The sequence below is a fragment of the Chryseobacterium sp. ISL-6 genome (assembly GCF_018613715.1).
Classification (GTDB): Bacteria; Bacteroidota; Bacteroidia; order Flavobacteriales; family Weeksellaceae; genus Chryseobacterium; species Chryseobacterium paludis.
Window position 1 is genome coordinate 1 of the sequence record NZ_JAGGPT010000020.1, and the last position, 17,026, is coordinate 17,026.

At 34.6% G+C, this 17,026-nt stretch carries 19 protein-coding genes; 8 read left to right on the forward strand and 11 right to left on the reverse strand.

Annotated features, from left to right (window positions below; translation table 11 throughout):
• Nucleotides 1-193 precede the first annotated feature (193 nt).
• Both J7E44_RS23330 and J7E44_RS23335 read left to right on the forward strand, forming a co-directional pair.
• Nucleotides 194-487, forward strand: a complete 294-nt coding sequence (locus J7E44_RS23330; protein ID WP_214834519.1) for a hypothetical protein — start codon at nt 194-196, stop codon at nt 485-487.
• A 105-nt stretch (nt 488-592) separates the two neighbouring features.
• Entirely contained in the window at nt 593-802 is a 210-nt protein-coding gene (locus J7E44_RS23335; protein ID WP_214834520.1) for a hypothetical protein, read from the forward strand.
• Nucleotides 803-1,427: 625 nt separating this feature from the next.
• Here the strand turns inward: J7E44_RS23335 and J7E44_RS23340 are convergent.
• Nucleotides 1,428-2,279 carry an AraC family transcriptional regulator gene (locus tag J7E44_RS23340; RefSeq protein WP_214834522.1) on the reverse strand — a complete coding sequence of 284 codons (852 nt, stop codon included), beginning with the start codon at nt 2,277-2,279 and terminating at the stop codon, nt 1,428-1,430.
• An 89-nt stretch (nt 2,280-2,368) separates the two neighbouring features.
• Between J7E44_RS23340 and J7E44_RS23345 the strand changes: the two genes are divergently transcribed.
• The 4 genes from J7E44_RS23345 to J7E44_RS23360 all read left to right on the forward strand — a co-directional run bounded on the left by J7E44_RS23345 (nt 2,369) and on the right by J7E44_RS23360 (nt 6,388).
• Nucleotides 2,369-3,310 carry an NADP-dependent oxidoreductase gene (locus tag J7E44_RS23345; protein ID WP_214834523.1) on the forward strand — a complete coding sequence of 314 codons (942 nt, stop codon included), beginning with the start codon at nt 2,369-2,371 and terminating at the stop codon, nt 3,308-3,310.
• A 9-nt stretch (nt 3,311-3,319) separates the two neighbouring features.
• Entirely contained in the window at nt 3,320-3,616 is a 297-nt protein-coding gene (locus tag J7E44_RS23350) for a putative quinol monooxygenase (RefSeq protein WP_214834525.1), read from the forward strand.
• Between the two features lie 99 nt (nt 3,617-3,715).
• Nucleotides 3,716-5,680: an L-dopachrome tautomerase-related protein gene (locus tag J7E44_RS23355; protein WP_214834527.1), complete on the forward strand. Its 1,965-nt coding sequence runs from the start codon at nt 3,716-3,718 to the stop codon at nt 5,678-5,680.
• 231 nt (nt 5,681-5,911) lie between these two features.
• Entirely contained in the window at nt 5,912-6,388 is a 477-nt protein-coding gene (locus J7E44_RS23360; protein ID WP_214834529.1) for a GNAT family N-acetyltransferase, read from the forward strand.
• Nucleotides 6,389-6,649: 261 nt separating this feature from the next.
• On the opposite strand, the gene J7E44_RS23365 is transcribed toward J7E44_RS23360, so the two are convergent.
• Complete coding sequence (locus J7E44_RS23365) at nt 6,650-6,865, reverse strand: hypothetical protein (protein ID WP_214834531.1); 216 nt, start codon at nt 6,863-6,865, stop codon at nt 6,650-6,652.
• 464 nt (nt 6,866-7,329) lie between these two features.
• On the opposite strand from J7E44_RS23365, the gene J7E44_RS23370 reads away from it, so the two are divergent.
• Nucleotides 7,330-8,151 carry an SDR family NAD(P)-dependent oxidoreductase gene (locus J7E44_RS23370; RefSeq protein ID WP_214834532.1) on the forward strand — a complete coding sequence of 274 codons (822 nt, stop codon included), beginning with the start codon at nt 7,330-7,332 and terminating at the stop codon, nt 8,149-8,151.
• Between the two features lie 66 nt (nt 8,152-8,217).
• On the forward strand, nt 8,218-9,105 hold the full coding sequence (locus J7E44_RS23375) for a helix-turn-helix domain-containing protein (RefSeq protein WP_214834534.1): 888 nt from the start codon (nt 8,218-8,220) through the stop codon (nt 9,103-9,105).
• 79 nt (nt 9,106-9,184) lie between these two features.
• Here J7E44_RS23375 and J7E44_RS23380 read toward each other — a convergent pair whose 3' ends face one another.
• The 9 genes from J7E44_RS23380 to J7E44_RS23420 all read right to left on the reverse strand — a co-directional run bounded on the left by J7E44_RS23380 (nt 9,185) and on the right by J7E44_RS23420 (nt 16,183).
• Nucleotides 9,185-10,057, reverse strand: a complete 873-nt coding sequence (locus tag J7E44_RS23380; RefSeq protein ID WP_214834536.1) for a CPBP family intramembrane glutamic endopeptidase — start codon at nt 10,055-10,057, stop codon at nt 9,185-9,187.
• Nucleotides 10,058-10,085: 28 nt separating this feature from the next.
• Nucleotides 10,086-10,484 (reverse strand): GNAT family N-acetyltransferase, encoded by a 399-nt coding sequence (locus J7E44_RS23385; protein ID WP_214834538.1) that lies wholly within the window; start codon nt 10,482-10,484, stop codon nt 10,086-10,088.
• Nucleotides 10,485-10,731: 247 nt separating this feature from the next.
• Entirely contained in the window at nt 10,732-11,220 is a 489-nt protein-coding gene (locus J7E44_RS23390; protein WP_214834540.1) for a hypothetical protein, read from the reverse strand.
• A gap of 208 nt (nt 11,221-11,428) precedes the next feature.
• Nucleotides 11,429-12,262: an oxidoreductase gene (locus J7E44_RS23395; protein WP_214834542.1), complete on the reverse strand. Its 834-nt coding sequence runs from the start codon at nt 12,260-12,262 to the stop codon at nt 11,429-11,431.
• A 147-nt stretch (nt 12,263-12,409) separates the two neighbouring features.
• Nucleotides 12,410-13,309: an AraC family transcriptional regulator gene (locus J7E44_RS23400; RefSeq protein ID WP_214834544.1), complete on the reverse strand. Its 900-nt coding sequence runs from the start codon at nt 13,307-13,309 to the stop codon at nt 12,410-12,412.
• 114 nt (nt 13,310-13,423) lie between these two features.
• On the reverse strand, nt 13,424-14,281 hold the full coding sequence (locus J7E44_RS23405; RefSeq protein WP_214834546.1) for a helix-turn-helix domain-containing protein: 858 nt from the start codon (nt 14,279-14,281) through the stop codon (nt 13,424-13,426).
• Nucleotides 14,282-14,487: 206 nt separating this feature from the next.
• A complete protein-coding gene (locus J7E44_RS23410; protein WP_214834548.1) occupies nt 14,488-14,904 on the reverse strand; it encodes an OsmC family peroxiredoxin in 417 nt (138 codons plus the stop codon).
• A 450-nt stretch (nt 14,905-15,354) separates the two neighbouring features.
• Complete coding sequence (locus J7E44_RS23415; RefSeq protein ID WP_214834550.1) at nt 15,355-15,846, reverse strand: hypothetical protein; 492 nt, start codon at nt 15,844-15,846, stop codon at nt 15,355-15,357.
• Entirely contained in the window at nt 15,776-16,183 is a 408-nt protein-coding gene (locus J7E44_RS23420; RefSeq protein WP_214834553.1) for an alpha/beta fold hydrolase, read from the reverse strand. The genes J7E44_RS23415 and J7E44_RS23420 overlap by 71 nt, the downstream gene beginning before the upstream one ends.
• Between the last annotated feature and the right edge of the window lie 843 nt (nt 16,184-17,026).

Genomic DNA, 17,026 nt, shown 5'->3' on the forward strand with positions numbered 1-17,026 from the left:
GGAAAATTTTTATAATTTCAATAGGCCACATGGATCTTTTAAAGGAAAAACGCCTTATGAAATATTAAAAGCTAAACTAAAATAATTATCTTTAAGCCTACGAAGCCATGAAGTACGACAATTTCCCTCTATAATATATCATTTTAATGTGAATAAAAGTTATATTTGTAGTTGTATTAATAAACAATTTTACATGAAAAAATTTCTTTTATTTGGGTTAGTGAGTTTAGCTTTATCCAGTTGTATAAATCAAGACGAGGATGTTGCTGTAAATAGTAGTCAACAGAATAGTAAAAATCAGAAAACCAATTTAAAGCAGTCGACTGTTATTGGAGGAGCAGTGTATAGATTTTATGGTGGCGGCATGGGACATTATTATACCACTATTTATAATGATGGAATTAATGCAGGATATACTCCTGAAGGGGTTTTAGGTTATACTTGGCTTCAAGCTGGAGGTGGTAATGGACCAACAATTACCAGATGATACAATAGGAAAAATGGAGATAGGCTCTTAACAACTACGCCTGAAGAATTAAATGGAAACATATACGCTACCAGTAATCCTAGTGGGAGTATTTTATATCACACTATGAATACAAATGCTGCTTGGGTTCAGGAAGGTGAATTAGGGAAATCCTGGACTTCCGGAGTAATGGGTTCAGAAGGAACTTCCACTGCTATTTACAGATATAACAATTCCAAAAAAAATAGACATTTTTACACTAACAATATATATGAAATAGGCCCTGGAAAAGATGGGTATGTATATGAAAGTATTGCATTTTATTTAGGTAATTAGTAAAAAGATTTTAATAAAAAATGGGAGTATCAAAAATGCTCCCATTTTTATTGGTATTACCAATTCACCATTTTTTTCAGGTCTTCCTAAAAAAATCATAGCCTTATTTTGTTTTACTATAATATTAAAAAATAGAGCTTGACTGTTCTTGCAAGATATGTAATCCTCGCGTTTTTGAAACTTTATAATTTAGTAAAGTATTGCGCATCCCAAGATTCAATAGTTCTTTTGTCGATGCTTCTAATTTAGGAAGTATTATTTCTTTCATGGTCATTTATGACTAGAATTCTAGATTAAAAAAAATTAATTTTGGAATTAAACTATTTTATTTAGAGTTAATGGCAAATTGTTAAAATATAATAAAATTGTCTGTAATATATATTACGGGAAATCGAATCGCTTTGAGATTGGATTATTATTTTTTACATTAGATTGTGCGTCACATTTTGGTTATTTAACATTCAAAGTACTGCACCAATTGAACTTGCAACGACTTTTTAGACAAAATTTATATAGTTCTTTATACCAAATTTTTTAAATTAATTACACATTAAATTTGATATTAAATTAGATAAATATATCTGGAAGAATACCATTCCTAATACAGATCATAAATCGTTTTAAATTAATTGCTTGCTGTCTTTCTGTATTCGGTTGGGCTTACACCTCTATACTTCTTGAACACTCTGTTAAGATGGCTCTCGTCGGTAAATCCTAATTCCAGTACAATTTCATTGATACGCATGTTGCTATGTAACAAACGGGTTTCAACCAACTTCAGCTTATAGTTGATGATATATTGCTGCAGTCCTTCACCTACATGTTTTTTGAAGAACTTCCCAAGATATCCCTGTCCTATTCCCAGCTTAGTACTCATAACACTGGCACGGAGCAATTCTGGTGAATAGATGTTTTCTTGGATATAATTGATAAACTTTACAGCATGCTGATCAGTATTATCATCCACTTTTTCGGGAAGTTTCAATGCAATATTTCTTGCTACGATGGTAATCATCGTATTAACAAGCTGATCGATCATTTCCTGATGATAAATATTACGATTTATTGACTCTGTACCAATGGATTGAACTAGTGCTTTTACCAGTGTTTTGTCACCTGGGTTACACAGGATACAACCTGGCTGGTGACTGGCATTATGCAAAATGAACTCCAGGCGTTTTATTCTATCCTTATCATTGTTATCGACACGGGACTGCGTTTTGATGTAAACATCATTAAACTGAAGAAAAAGAAACTGTGTTGTAGCCTGCACATTAAAAGAATGGCTATCCTGAGGTGTGATCAAAAACATTTGACCCGGAATGTAATTAAATTCATTCCCGTTGATGATCTGCTTTCCACTGCCACTTACGATATATACTAGCTCAAAAAAATTATGTTTGTGCGCCAATACAGGGCTTTCTTCAAGTTCTGCAAACTCAATGTGGTAAGGTGGATATAAATTTTCTGTTTTCATATAGTTCACAAATATACATATTTTAATCCAACTTGTACATAAAAAATACTTATTTCATGTATAATTTTGCCTCAATAAATAATTATAATATGAAAGCAATTATTGTACAAAAAGCAGGTGGCATAGAAAATCTTAAATTGACCACCATTGAAAGACCACACGTAAAGGAAAATGAAGTCCTTGTAAAAGTTTCTTCCATAAGTGTCAATCCTGTGGATTATAAAGTTAGAGCAACTGAAAATATGCTTGAATGGCTTTTCGGTGATACACGACCTGCTATCCTTGGCTGGGACATTTCCGGAACAGTTGTTGAATCAAAATCAGAACTATTCAAAGTAGGAGACGAAGTATTTGGCATGCACAATTTCCCAGGTGCGGGTAATGGATACGCAGAATTTGTTGCTACCAACGCCGATCACCTTACCCTGAAGCCTGCTAATACCTCCCATGAAGAAGCTGCGGCTGCAACTTTGGCGCCATTAACAGCTTGGCAATCTCTTTTTGAGCGCGCTGGTGTAAAGAAAGGTCAAAAAGTGTTAATTAATGGTGCTTCCGGTGGTGTTGGTCATTATGCAACACAAATTGCCAATCACCTAGGGGCAGAAGTAACGGGTATTTCATCCGGGAAAAACAAAGCATTTGTATTAGCAAATGGCGCACACCATCATGTTGATTACACAGATCCAGCGCAGTTAGATGCTTTAAGTGATTTTGATGTGGTATTCGATACGGTGGGCAATAAAACTATTTTAGAAATGGCAGCTCCATTGAATTCCGGTGGTAATATCGTTACCATTACCAATCACAATCTTACCCAAGAAGATATCGATTTACTAAAATCAAAAGGGATAACAGCATCTTCTTTACTAGTAGAATCCTCAGGCTCGGATATGGCTAAAATCGCCAATTTACTTCAACAGGGAATTCTCAAATCACATATTTCGCAAACATTTGGTTTTGAAGATATGGGAAGCGCTCACAAACAGCTTGAAACAGGCAGAACTATAGGAAAAATAGTAGTCAATATTTAATTCAAAAACATGTCGATACATATAATAGCTATACTAACTACAAAAAACGACACAGTCGATATTTTGCATGAAGAACTGAAATCACTGGTTAAAGAAACGCAAAAAGAAACGGCCTGCTTTCAATACGAATTACATCAGGACATTGAGTCTCCAAACATTTTTATAATGTTGGAAGAATGGGAAAATGAAGAGGGTATAAAAAAACATAATGAATCAGATCATTTTTTAGCATTTCTAAAAAAATCAGAAACGCTTATGCTTACCCCCTTACAAATATTCAAAACATTAAAATCAATTGATAATTAGCAAGTTATAACATGAAAACATTATGAGCATACACTCGCAAACAGCGATGAACATTGCTCATAATGGATTCATAACCTTTATAAATTAAATTATATACTAATGAAAAATATTTTTTTATTTGCAGCCTTCCTTTTGCTGCAGTCGCATTTTTTACATGCGCAATCAGATTCTGACAAACTCGAGGTTGTTGCTGAATTACCAGTAAGACCGGGAAATGTTGCAGTTTCTAAAAACGGTAGAATCTTTGCAACCATCCATTCTCTTGGAAGCAGTGAATTGCAATTGATTGAAGTTATTGGGAAAACTAAATTTAAGCCTTATCCCGAGGCAGGTTTTCAGAAAAATGGGAAGCTGGCCAGCGAAAAATTTCTGGATTCACCATTGGGGATTTCCATAGATAAAAATGATCACCTTTGGGTTGTAGATATGGGTTCCAACCTAGGTAAAACAAGAATATTCTGCTTTGACATTGAAAAAAACAAGCTTATAAATAAGATAGAATTGAATGAGTCTGTTGCCCCCAAGGGAAGTTTTATCCAGGATCTGGCAGTAGATGAAATTAACGGTTGGATCTATCTTGCTGACATTGCAAATCCCGCAATTATTGCTGTAGATATAAAAACTAACAAAGCTAGAAGATTCAGCAACCATAGCGCTTTGGAAGCCGAAAACAGAGATATGATTATAGATGGAAAGCTGACCTACTTTGCAGGAAAACCTGCAAGAATTGCGATTGACCCTATCACTATATCAAATGATAAAAACACACTTTACTTTGGCGCCATGAACGCGACCGCCTGGTACAAAGTCAGTACACTGCTGTTTAGAACAAACGCAGACGATACTACAATTGCAAATGCAATTCAGGTGGCCGGCCGAAAACCTATCAGCGACGGTGCTTTAACAGATAGTGTAGGTAATCATTATTTTACCAATGTATCCGAACACGCAGTCAGCAAATTAGATGTAAATGGAAATTTATCCAATATCATTCAAGATAAGCGATTACTATGGCCGGATAATGTTGCTATTCATAACGATTGGATGTATATCTGTACCAACCAATTGAATACAACACCTACTTTTACGGGAGATCAAGATTTAGGGAAAGCCCCATATTCTATTTACCGTTTTAAATATGCTGAAAACAAAACTGCTATTGAAAACAAGTACACTTTAGATAATACCAGTCTATACCCGGAAGGAATTGATTACGATTTCAATAATAATCGGTTTATTGTGGGCTCACTTTATAAAGCTGAGGTATATACGATGTCATTAAAAGGTGTTCTGACTCCTTTTATTAAAGAAAGTAAAATGACCGCAGTTTTAGGTATTTTTACAGACGAAGTCAGAAACAGACTAATTGTTGTTGGCGGTGATCTTGGCTTATCGAAAAAAAGTGCGCCTAAAGGAGCCAGTGCAGGCTCAGAAGCTTTAGTTGAAGTATATAATTTGGAAACAGGAAAACTTCTTAAAACAATTGATTTAAAGTTTTTAACGCCTAATGGTGGAGCATTAGCAAATGATGTTACGGTGGATGAAGACGGGAATATTTATATTACAGACTCTTATTCTCCAATTATATACAAAGTCGACCGCCAATACAACGCTTCTATATTTACCACAAATGAATTATTTAAACCTGCACCAAATACCTTTGGATTAAATGGAATCATTTTCCATCCGGATGGCTATCTGCTTGCTGCCAAGACCGATGATTCGAAATTGTTTAAAATACCTTTATCGAAGCCTTCGCAAGTAACAGAAGTCACAGGCATTTCATTTAAGGCTCCGGACGGACTCGAGTGGACGGAAGATTACAAGTTAATAATAGCTGGTGATGCAGTTGCCGGCGATGGTAAAACCTACACAATATCTAGTGCCGATAATTGGGAAACCGCTAGTTTGGATAGTGAAATGAATATTGGCAAGGACCAGTTCCCTACCACAGCCGCCTTGGCATCTGACGGAAAGGTTTATGTCGTATCAGCCAAACTGGGAAAACTATTGAGCGGCGACACAAAACAATCTGATTTTACAATCCAGATAATTAAAAAATAATATTATAACAGAGGACTCCATACCAATTCTGGTGTGGGGTTTATTTTATATAATTGAATTCGTTGAAATATAAAAATCTCTAATAAAGTATTTTATAAAAAATAAAGAAATAAGTGTTGTTTTCCATAAACCTTTTTAAACAACCTCAATAACTAAAATTTTGCTTACGGGAAAAACTCTCTTATATTTGTGTGTTATAGGGCATTTGCAGATAACAATCAAAACGAAAAAATGACAGACATAAAACTAAGACCATCAGTAGTTGCAGATATAAACAATTTCTTTGAGTATCAACTTGACGAGGAAGCAAGCTATTTAGCGGCATTCACGGCAAAAGACCCGACAGACAGAATAGCTTATCTTGAAAAATATACAAAACTTCTATACAATCCAACAGTAAATATGCAGACAATTGTGGTGGACAATACTGTTGTTGGAACTGTTACAAAATTTGAAATAAATGATGAGGCTGAAGTTGCTTTTTGGATAGACAAACCATTTTGGGGACAAAGTGTTGCGACAAAAGCACTAAAAATGTTTCTTGACATTGAAACGAAGCGACCAATTTTCGGACACGCTGCATTTGACAATTTTGGTTCGCAGAAAGTTTTAGAGAAATGTGGTTTTGTCAAAATTGGGATAGAAAAAGGTTTTGCCAATGCACGACAAGCTGAAATAGAAGAGCTTGTTTATAAACTCGACAACTAAACAGCAGAGAAAACACCTTATAACTGCGGTTGGGTTAAAGGCAAGGTTCAGTTGTCCGCTTAACTTAAAGCTATCCAACCATGCATTTGCTTTCTCTATTTTATATAATTCTTTATCAAAATAGTAATCATTATCCTTTGTTTTATTACTTCTGAAATTGGTTTTAATATGAGTTATAATTTCTCTTTTCCCTAATAATTGTATTAAATTCTCACTGTCAAACCCTGCATCAGCATTGAGAAACAAACCCCTGTGTTCTATTCATGCATCATTTTTGAGAAGAGACAGAATTTCTTCCAGTACCTTTTCTATTTTAAACCAATCGTGATGTTCACCACTTTGGGGACTTCCCATTGACAGCATTTGTCCCCAATTATCACATAGAAAAACACTGTTTGTTGTTTTAGCTTTTTCCCGACCTCGATAACCCAGCTGTTCTCCTCCTATTTTACTTAGGGTATGACTGCCACTTGACATTTATTGAAGTAATAATAGATGCTTTGCCAATATATTTTATCTTTATCAAAATATTCTTTCAAGCTCAACATGCCATTGGCAACCTGTCTTTAAGCGTTTTATTATGAGCTGAGCTATTTTTACTAAATTGTATTTTGTAGAAAATTCTCTTTCCTCCTTACTTAAATTAGGTAAAATCCACTGCTCTATTTTATATTTGCTAATAGATTCCAGATTATTAGTTGTTTAAACTGAAATCCAAAATTATGAATTTTCTCGAACCTTTTTCTTCTAAATAAGTTTAAACAGGTTCGATTTTTGTTGATTATATATCCATTGGAATCTGATTTGAAAATACGCTAAAAAAATTTAACCGAAGCCTTTTCGCATATTAATCGCAGTAAAAATGTATCCTTATTCCAGTATTTTGTATAAGAACTATTAAGGTTTTCCTGTCTAGATTTGCATTACTAAAATTATATAGTATGTCAAAAACAATTTTTATTACGGGTGCATCCCGTGGGCTTGGAAAAATATGGGCAGAAGCCTTTTTAGACCGTGGTGACAAGGTTATTGTTACTTCAAGGAATATATCTGCGTTACAGGATTTTGTAGAAAAATACGGCGAAGCAGTACTGCCGTTGGAATTGGATATAGCTGACCGGGCAGCTTGTTTTGAAGCTATCTCAAAAGCAAAGCTCCATTTTGGTAAAATTGATGTAGTAATCAATAATGCCGGCATAGGAGTTTTTGGTACAGTAGAGGAATTAGATGAACAAGCTTCAAGAGCTATTTTTGAAGCAAATTTTTTTGGTACTTTATGGATTACTCAAGCAGTATTACCTATTCTAAGAGAGCAAGGTCAGGGCCATATTTTACAAGTGTCAAGTGCTATGGGCATTTATTCATTTCCAACCGTAGGTCTTTACAGTGCCTCAAAATTTGCTGTGGAGGGACTTAGTGAAGCATTATCTCAAGAAGTAAAAGGTATGGGCATACATATTACGCTTGTAGAACCTAATGGATACGCAACCGATTTCAACTCTTCATCTGTTCAAAGCAATTCTATCCCTGCCTATGACAGCATGAAGGCAGAATTATACGCCCATCCGGAATTTACTGCCGATGATGCATATGGTAACCCAAAAGCTACACCCGAAGCGATTTTAAAAGTAGTAGACTCATCTACACCTCCATTACGTTTGTTTCTCGGAAAGAAAGCATTCCCTCTTGCAAAGTATTTTTATTCGGATAGATTGGCTAACTGGGAAAACTGGAATGATGTTTCAGCTAAAGCGCACGGTTAATATAAAAAATGTAATTTCACCAACAATTAACCCATGTCCAGACATGGGTTTAAAATATTATTCTGTATGCATTTCAAGAGCTTAAGCGATGTACATCGTTGCAACAATTATCCAGAGCCGGAAAATCCGCTTCTTACTCTTTTTACCTGTAATCCACTTCGCAGCGTTTCTACGTACGAAGTAACCACAGACTTTTACATTATTGCTTTTAAAAAGTTCTCCTCAGGTAACATTCAATATGGTAAAACACGTTACGATCATCAGAGTGGATCAATGTATTTTCTCAAGCCCAATCAAACCATCAAGTTAAAAGAGGTAGCCCTGGATGGTGAAGGTTTTGAAATCTGGTTTCATAAAGATTACCTAAGTGCACATCCGCTGTATTCTGCCATAGCGAGGTACGGCTTTTTCGATTACGAGCTCAATGAAGCACTGCACATGTCAACAAAAGAGGAACAGACAGTATGGGATCTTTTTAAAAAAATTGAGAGTGAACACTATAATAACCAGGATGAGTTTACCCGGGAAATTATTATTGGACATATTGAATCGATTCTTAAGTACTCGCAAAGATTTTACAAACGCCAGTTTATCAACAGATTTATTCATGCAGGAACTATGTCTACCAAGTTTAATAATGCTTTGACCTCTTATTTTGAAAAAGGGTTCCTACAGGAAAAAGGGTTGCCAACGGTGGCATTATTGGCCAGAGAATTAAATGTGTCGCCACGTTACCTAAGCGACCTTCTAAAACAGGAAACAGGGAAAACAGCAATGGATATAATCCAAATCTTTCTAATTTCAGAAGCTAAAAATTTGCTCATCCAAGGTAATCATACAGTTAGTGAAATTGCTTATATGTTGGGATTCGAGCATCCGCCCTATTTTTCACGCTTGTTTAAAAAAGAAACTGGGACGAGCCCCAGTCAATATATAAAAACGCATTGGAACTAAATACTGAAAATACAATTTGGTTAACAAGCTCAAAACAAATCTTCCAAACCTCCTAAATATCAAAGTAATCTTCGGATAATTAGGAAAGATATTCACCTATACTGGTAAGTTCTTTTCTTCTACTCCAGAAATATATAGCCAAAACAACAATAACTGCCGGTATGACAGCTCCAAATTCATCGTAGTACCAAGCAGACTTGGCATTAGGCTGAGTGATAGGTGTAAAGAAGCTTTGAATAAACAGATTATGGCTTGCATGCAGTAGAACTCCCGTCCACAGGCTTCCTGATTTCATTCTGTACCAGGTAAAAATAAAACTAACCGCAGTAATTGAAATCGTGAAGCAAATCAACCCATACCATGCCGGGGTTCCGTTATTGTAACTTCCAAAAACCAATAAGGGGTAATGCCATATACCCCAAATTAGGCCAGTAGTGAGTGATACTCCTGTATAACCCATTTTTTTAGCCAATTCGGGCACCAAAAATCCACGCCAGCCAATTTCTTCTCCAAGTGCAGTTGAAATACCTGCAAACATTCCGATAACACCATTCATAATGAAAAATATAATAATAAAGAGCCAGTGTGGAAGAGTATCCCAGCCAAATTCATGTGCTGTATCGTTTACAAATGATAGATTATAAAAATCTCCCCAACCTGCTGACCAGATAATCAGGTAAGCCACAAGAGAATAGAATAAAGGAATTAGATAACTAGACCACAGATATTTAGTCTTACCTAAATTCCATGCTAGATCTGACATCTTACGTCCTGTAAGCTTAAATGTAACGATTGTTGCCAACGCCGGACACCACATAATACCATATCCAAACATCCGACCTGCAATTCGACCCGCATTTGGGGCATTCAATGTAAGCACCCAGACAACGGAGCTGAAGATTAAAGTAAAAATTAAATAAAGTAAAATTGGATTTTGCGATCTTAATTTCATAGATTTTATTTATGTTGATGATAAGTTTTTATGTTATTTGAAGGTTCTTTTCAAATGCTTTTCTAGAACTCCCTCTGAAAGTAACTTCGCCGCAGTAAACGTAGCCATGCTTTTCAAAAATCCGCAACATACCGATATTATCAAAGTTTGTGTCCGCTTTTATACTATAAATGTTTTTTTTAACAGCAATTTTCTCGACAAATTTCAACATGAGTTGAGCCAATCCTTTTCCTAAGTATTGTTTTGAAATTGCAACTCTGTGAAATACAACGAAGCTTGTGTTGGTAATCCATTTCCCTCTTATTATGTTGGCGTACTCAGGTTCATCATCTACCATGAACGCACAATATCCGATAATGACATCTTCTGCGGTAAGCACATAGCCTACTACCTTCGTTAATGACTTAATCCGAATATACAAAAGCATCCTTGGCTTTATTTAAATCGGTTGTTAAAAGTAACTAAATGAATTTGAGCCACTTTGTATCTACTAAACATTAGATTGCGAGGCAGGAAAATTCGAAGTTTCTGGTAGACAGTAGATTACTCCAATTTACCGGTTATCATATTCAAACCAATTATTTTACGAGAAATAGGATCCTAGAGATCGTACATAACTAGCTAAAATACATCATTCCTGAAGACTATTCCAATACATACATTGAATTACAAACTTATATCGCCTTATTAATCCTTTTTTGCTTCCGGAATTGCAAAACAGAACCTACAATAAATAAAATTAACAGTAAAAGAAGTGTTTTGCCAATCAAAGGGTCTGTTGGTCCTGTTGCTATTGGATGTCCTACTGGAACACGGGTAAAGGTTTCATTAACGGTAGGAATCAAAGATAGGAAAAGACTAAAGGAAAGAAAAAAGTTCTCGATAAAACGTGATCGGTTATTTCCCCGCTTTTTTACATGGAGAAAATACGAGACTGAAATCAAAACTACAATCAGTAATGCTAAAATATGTCCCGGATTAATTCCTTTAATACTTGATAAGCCTAAAGCAGTTAGCGAAGCAGTTAAAGTACAATAAAAATAAATCTTTCCACCTAATTTTTCAAGATCTATTTTACCGACTTTTATTAGAGATCCAACGGCTGCAATAATAGCTACAACACCTATTACGGTATGAAAAATACCCAAATGTGATAAACCCATAATGTTAAAATTTTAATATCTAATTTGTTATTGCAAAATTGCAATGTCAAAAATGGAATAGCTTTATTTATTAGCTCAATTTTTTGTCAATATAGTTCAACGTAAATTTAGGTTCAGAGGGTTAGGTTACAAATGATAAAATACCATTTCAAAGGTGTTATAGTGATGATTGTGTTGACTATAGCATGTAGGCGAATTGATGTCGGTATTAATAATCTGTTGATTTTGTCAATGTTTCCCATTGCTTATAGTTTGTATTCAGGAGTTCTAGTTTATTGAATGCGCGCGTATAGGCATCGCTAGCCAAGAGCAAATACAATGGAGGCTTATCCATTTCTGCAATTTGCATCATCACCTTTGCTGCTTTCTCAGGATCTCCAGCCTGAGTTCCACTCATTTCAGCAAAACGCTCCTGTGCAGCACGAATGCTTGCATAAGCATCTATTTTATTTTTGGACAAAACAAGTGAATCAGGATTATTGAAGTTTGTGCGAAAAGATCCCGGAGCAATAAGTGTGACATTAATACCTAATGTATTAACATCTTCTGCTAAAACTTCGGTAAGTCCAATTACGGCATGCTTTGTAGCACTGTAAACTGACCACCCGGTGGTTGGTGCAATCCCTGCAATAGAAGAAATATTAATTATGTGACCCGAATTCTTTTTACGCATAATAGGTAAAACATGACGGATAACATTCACCATACCGAATACATTGACGTCAAAACTATTACGAACTTCTTTGTCTGTGAGTTCTTCCATCGTACCACCAATACCATAACCTGCATTATTTACCACTACATCGATTCTACCGAATTTTTGGTAGGTCATATTAATAGATGAGGATACAGCTTCATCATTAACTAATTCTACCTCTAAGGGCAGAAACGAATCACCTTTGAAGTTCACGGCATCAATAAGGCTTTTAACATTACGGGAAGTTGCTGCCACTTTATGACCAGTTTGTAATAATTGTTTAACCAAAGTTAGTCCCATGCCTTTTGATGCACCAGTGACAAACCATACTTTTTTATTTTCCATATCTTTACTTTAGATGTTATAGAAGTTTTTGTTTGAACCATTTTCAGATCGTTGAATTAATCGATAATCAACAATTTTATTTCTGAACAAAGGTATATCATAGGAAAGGTCGGTCTTTTCTATAAATCAAACAGATAATATCGAAATTCAAACAAATCTTACAGAGGTGGGTGTGATACCATTGTGCTTCTTAAAAAAGTAAGTAAAATGTGATGGCTGAGTGAAGCCTAAGCAATAGCTGATCTCAGAAATATTCCAATCAGTATATTTCAATAATGCAGTTGCTTCGGCTAAGATTCTGTCAGCAATATGTTCTGTGGTCGTTTTGCCTGTTGTAAGCCGGACAGCTCGGTTAAGATGATTTACATGCAATCCAAGTTTCTCAGCAAAATCTTTTGCTGAACGCATTTTCACGAAATTTTCAGGCGAATTTATTGGAAATTGACATTCCAATAAATGGGTAAAAATAGATGTGATTCTCGCATTTGTATCCGGATGATGATATAATTGCTCATTCGGTTCCATCTTCATAGCCAAATGGATGATTTCACCAACGTAATTGCGTAGCAAATCATATTTTAATTTATAGCTGGATTTGTTTTCTGCCAGCATTTTCTCAAATAAGGAAACCACTTCCTGTTGCTGCTGTTCACTTAAGCGATATACTGGTTTTCCCCCTGGAATAAAGACAGGTAGATCATGCACCCCCTTCCTTTGACTTTCTGTGAAAAATGATTCTTTAAAAACACAAAAAAAACCATCAGCATTTGTTTCCAGACGTTCAAACCGATAAGGAACAGAAGGATTAAAAAATAGAAGCGTGTAACCATCGATAGCGATACTTTTATCTGCATAATGGCAACGATGTTTTCCTTTTATAACCATGATCTTAAAAAAATCATACCGTGCATAGATCGCGTGTGCATTATTTGCTATAGTATCTGCCAAGCAAAAAACATTGAATTCCCCTGCACCTATTGGCGGAAGGGTTGGCATTTCACTAAACTTGCTAAAATAAAATGATTCAAGGTTTTTGTTATTAGACATAAACAAATTTAATAAATCATTATTTATTATTTACCATCACCCCAATGATCTTTGACGTGAAAAACGGCTAATGTCCATCAACAAAGATTAATACTAAATAAAGGCTTATTGATCCTACTGTTGTTTATTTAGACTAGCCCGATAATTGGTTGGAGAAGCGCCATATTTCTCGTGAAAACTCTTCGTAAAATTCGCCAGATCATTAAAACCACATTCAAAGGCAATATCTGTAATACGGTTATCAGAAACCAAAAGCAGTTCCACAGCTTTTTCAAGCCTTTTGGCTTTAATATAATTAGCGGGAGAGTCATTGTACAATTTTGTAAATTCTCTTTTAAACGATGAAACACTTAAATTGGTTTTACGTGCCAGATCTCCTATACCCAATTGTGTAAATAAGTTTGCTTCAATTATTTGTTTGAAAGTATAGGTAATTGGTGAAAAAAGTTGAGATAATACGACTTGTATACTTTCAGCATTCCGTGTTTGAGAGAGTAATAAGATTATTTCTTTCAATTTTAAAATCAAAATATCATCACTTACCAGAGATGGATTTTCAAAATAAAACAGAAGCCCTTCAATATATTTTTGTATCAAAAAGTCGTTATTTATCTTTTCACTTGATAAATTAGATATCGCATTTCGTGGTTGCTGGAGCAATAGAGGAAGCTCTCTTTCATATATTTTCTTTAAAATATCAGGATGGAAAGTAATTATTACAAGCTCACCATTACTGTTTGAATTTGAATTGTGTATCTGTTTTCCTGAGCTTATACAATTTAGGAATAACGAATAATTTGTAGGAATACTTACATGATCGTCGTCAAATTGATATTGCATCTCACCTTCTAGCATATACAAAAAGCAGGCCTGCTCTGCAACAGGAAAAGTAAATTCAAATGGTGCTTTTAATACTATTTTTTGGATGAATGATTTTCCAAACAAATCAATTTTTCTATAGTCGGTAACCATTATTTCAAATATTTTTAGTTATAATTCAAGTTATATTTATCTGTTTATTATGTGGCTGGTAAATTCAATTAACAACAGACGCCTATACCTTGATACAATGTGAAATTAAATGCAAAATGCTCATTCAACACTATGCCAAATATAAGCAATAATGCTGAACGAGACACTGATACATCATGGAGAAATCCAATATCAAACTGGAACTATTAGGACACAAGATGGGCTTCTGAACTCACAGGTATCTTCAATACTTTAGAAATTAAACAATTCTGCTCGGCTTCTTTTGTAACGGCTTCAAATTCTTCTGTGCTAATGCCCGATACTTTTCCGGTAATTGAAAGGTGCACAGATGTGATACCAAAACCTTCCATTGATACAATAGCTTCCGTATCCAATGATTTTGGGGTCAGGCCTTTTTCTGTTAAGGCAAAACTAACTGCCATTGTAAAACATCCTGCATGTGCCGCTGCTAATAACTCTTCTGGATTTGTACCCTTTTCTTCTCCTGTAAAACGGGTTTTAAAACTATAGTTTGTTCTGTTTAAAATCTCGCTTTGCGTAGTTAGCTCGCCTTTGCCTTCTTTTATACTACCTGTCCAATGTGCTTTTGCTGTTCGTTTCATTTTTTTTTTATTAAATTTTTATATGCCAATATTGACAATACAAAATTGCAATACAAAAAATAGAGAGGTTTTGTGAATCAGGTCAATTATTTGGAATTTTAGCTCAATCTTTAGTTGAATGCATTTATGAGTATTTTTCCTGTTTTCTTTTGGGGTTAAACCGTTAAAGTAGTTTGCTGATAAATGTTGTACATTTTGTATACTGTAATAAAAGAAACCGTGATAGTTAATTTTACACTTTAAAAATTAGGAATTAAGTTGATTCCATGCGGTCCCCCGGGAGAAGACTCCTTAAGGATTGTTAATTGCCTCTCCGTTTGAAGATGTCGATTTTAGAAAATGAAACGCAGTAATCAAATGGTGATTAAAAAAAGCCCAATTCAAATGAATTAGGCTTTTTTTCTTAAATTTTGTGAGATTGACTATATTTTTTTTATAAAAGATACATTATTACTGTTTTATTATTGTATTAATGATATGAACCAGTTCATTAGGTTTAGAAAGAAAAGGACTGTGTCCAGCTTCAATTTTGTAAGTATTGGTAATATTCGCTTCAGTTGCCATTTGTTGCTGAAAAGGATAACTAATCGCTTTGTCTTCGGTAGTATAGATGTAGTATTTATTAACTATAGTATTATAGATATCTTTACTATAATTTAATGGAGTTCCAGCAGCAACTACCGGTTCAGGACGAAGTTTGTTTACCAATAAATCTATGTCTTCATTTGAACCGTCATTACAAAAGATCTTTCGTATATTTATTTCTGCGTTTGCAATAGTGACCGCACTTCCATCGGCTGAAAACTCCAATGCAGAAGGAATCAACGTTCCAGAATCCATTGCCGAATAATCAAATACACTACTTCCACTTTTAGGAATGAATCCGGCAACGTTGATTAATTTTTCTATTTTTTGAGGCAGCTTGGCCGCAGCTTGTGTCACTATAGCCCCCACCTAAGCTATGTCCTATCAGAACAACCGGTGTATTTAACCCATCAATAACATCTGTTACTTGTTTTACATATCCATCAAAAGTTATTTCTGAAATAGGTGTTTGATCATTTCCATGGCCAGCTAATTCAACAAGTACAACCTTGTTTCCTTCTGCTTCCAAGGATGTTTTTACCTTATCCCATACGAAAGATGCCTGCCAGGCCCCATGCACCAGTACAAAAGTTGAGCGATGTTCCGTTGTAATAGGGTCATCGTCATCCTTAGAACAAGAATTTAATATTAAAACAAATATCAATATAGGCACAATGTATTTTAATAATTTCATTTTGTTTGATCTTTAATATTGATTAATTACAATTTGTTATAAAAGCATCTTTAGCTTTTTTTCGGTTTGGTTTAGTGGGACTACACCAGTTGGTTCCGTTACCAACTCTGCTAATTTCTGCTGAATGCTGTACAAATGCACTTAACGAAAACTCAAATAAGCTTGACTTAAGCTCTGGTTTTAAATTTTTCATTGTCTAATTAAATAGTTTGTTAGGTCACTATTGACAATGCAAAGTTGCAACATGAAAAAGAGAGGAGTTTTGTGAATCAGCTCAATTATCTGGCAATTTGGGTCAGAATGAATAGATTTTGTCATTTAAATTATTGCCCTTTCTTTTTTTATTGTGTCAGATTTCAATATATTCAATGTAGGAGTTAATACAGAGATATAGCTCATCATTTTCATTCACTTCTAGTATCGTAAGTATACACATTATCAGGTATAACTCTCCTAGCTAAGTAAGTTTTTGCACTTATTTTTGCTACTATAATAAATTTAAAACACCATTCATGTATATGATCAAAACAAACTGTAACAATTCTCTGAAATTACTTATACCCATTTATCTTGCAAACTTTCTTTTGGTCAATAAACAATTATTGAATAACTTTAAAAGTGCGGCAAAGTTTATTTTGCCGCACTTTTTAAAGCATTCTTACGATCATATAGCTTTGCAAAAAAAAACTTTGAAATAAGTTCTATAAAAGTTTGATTATAACTGCCAAATTAAGTATTTCATTTTAGCAAGCCAAAAACACAAATCTGGAAAACATTGAATAATGACGTTCAATACTTTTATTTATCAGCAGTATATTTTAAAATAATCTAAGTTAATATTAT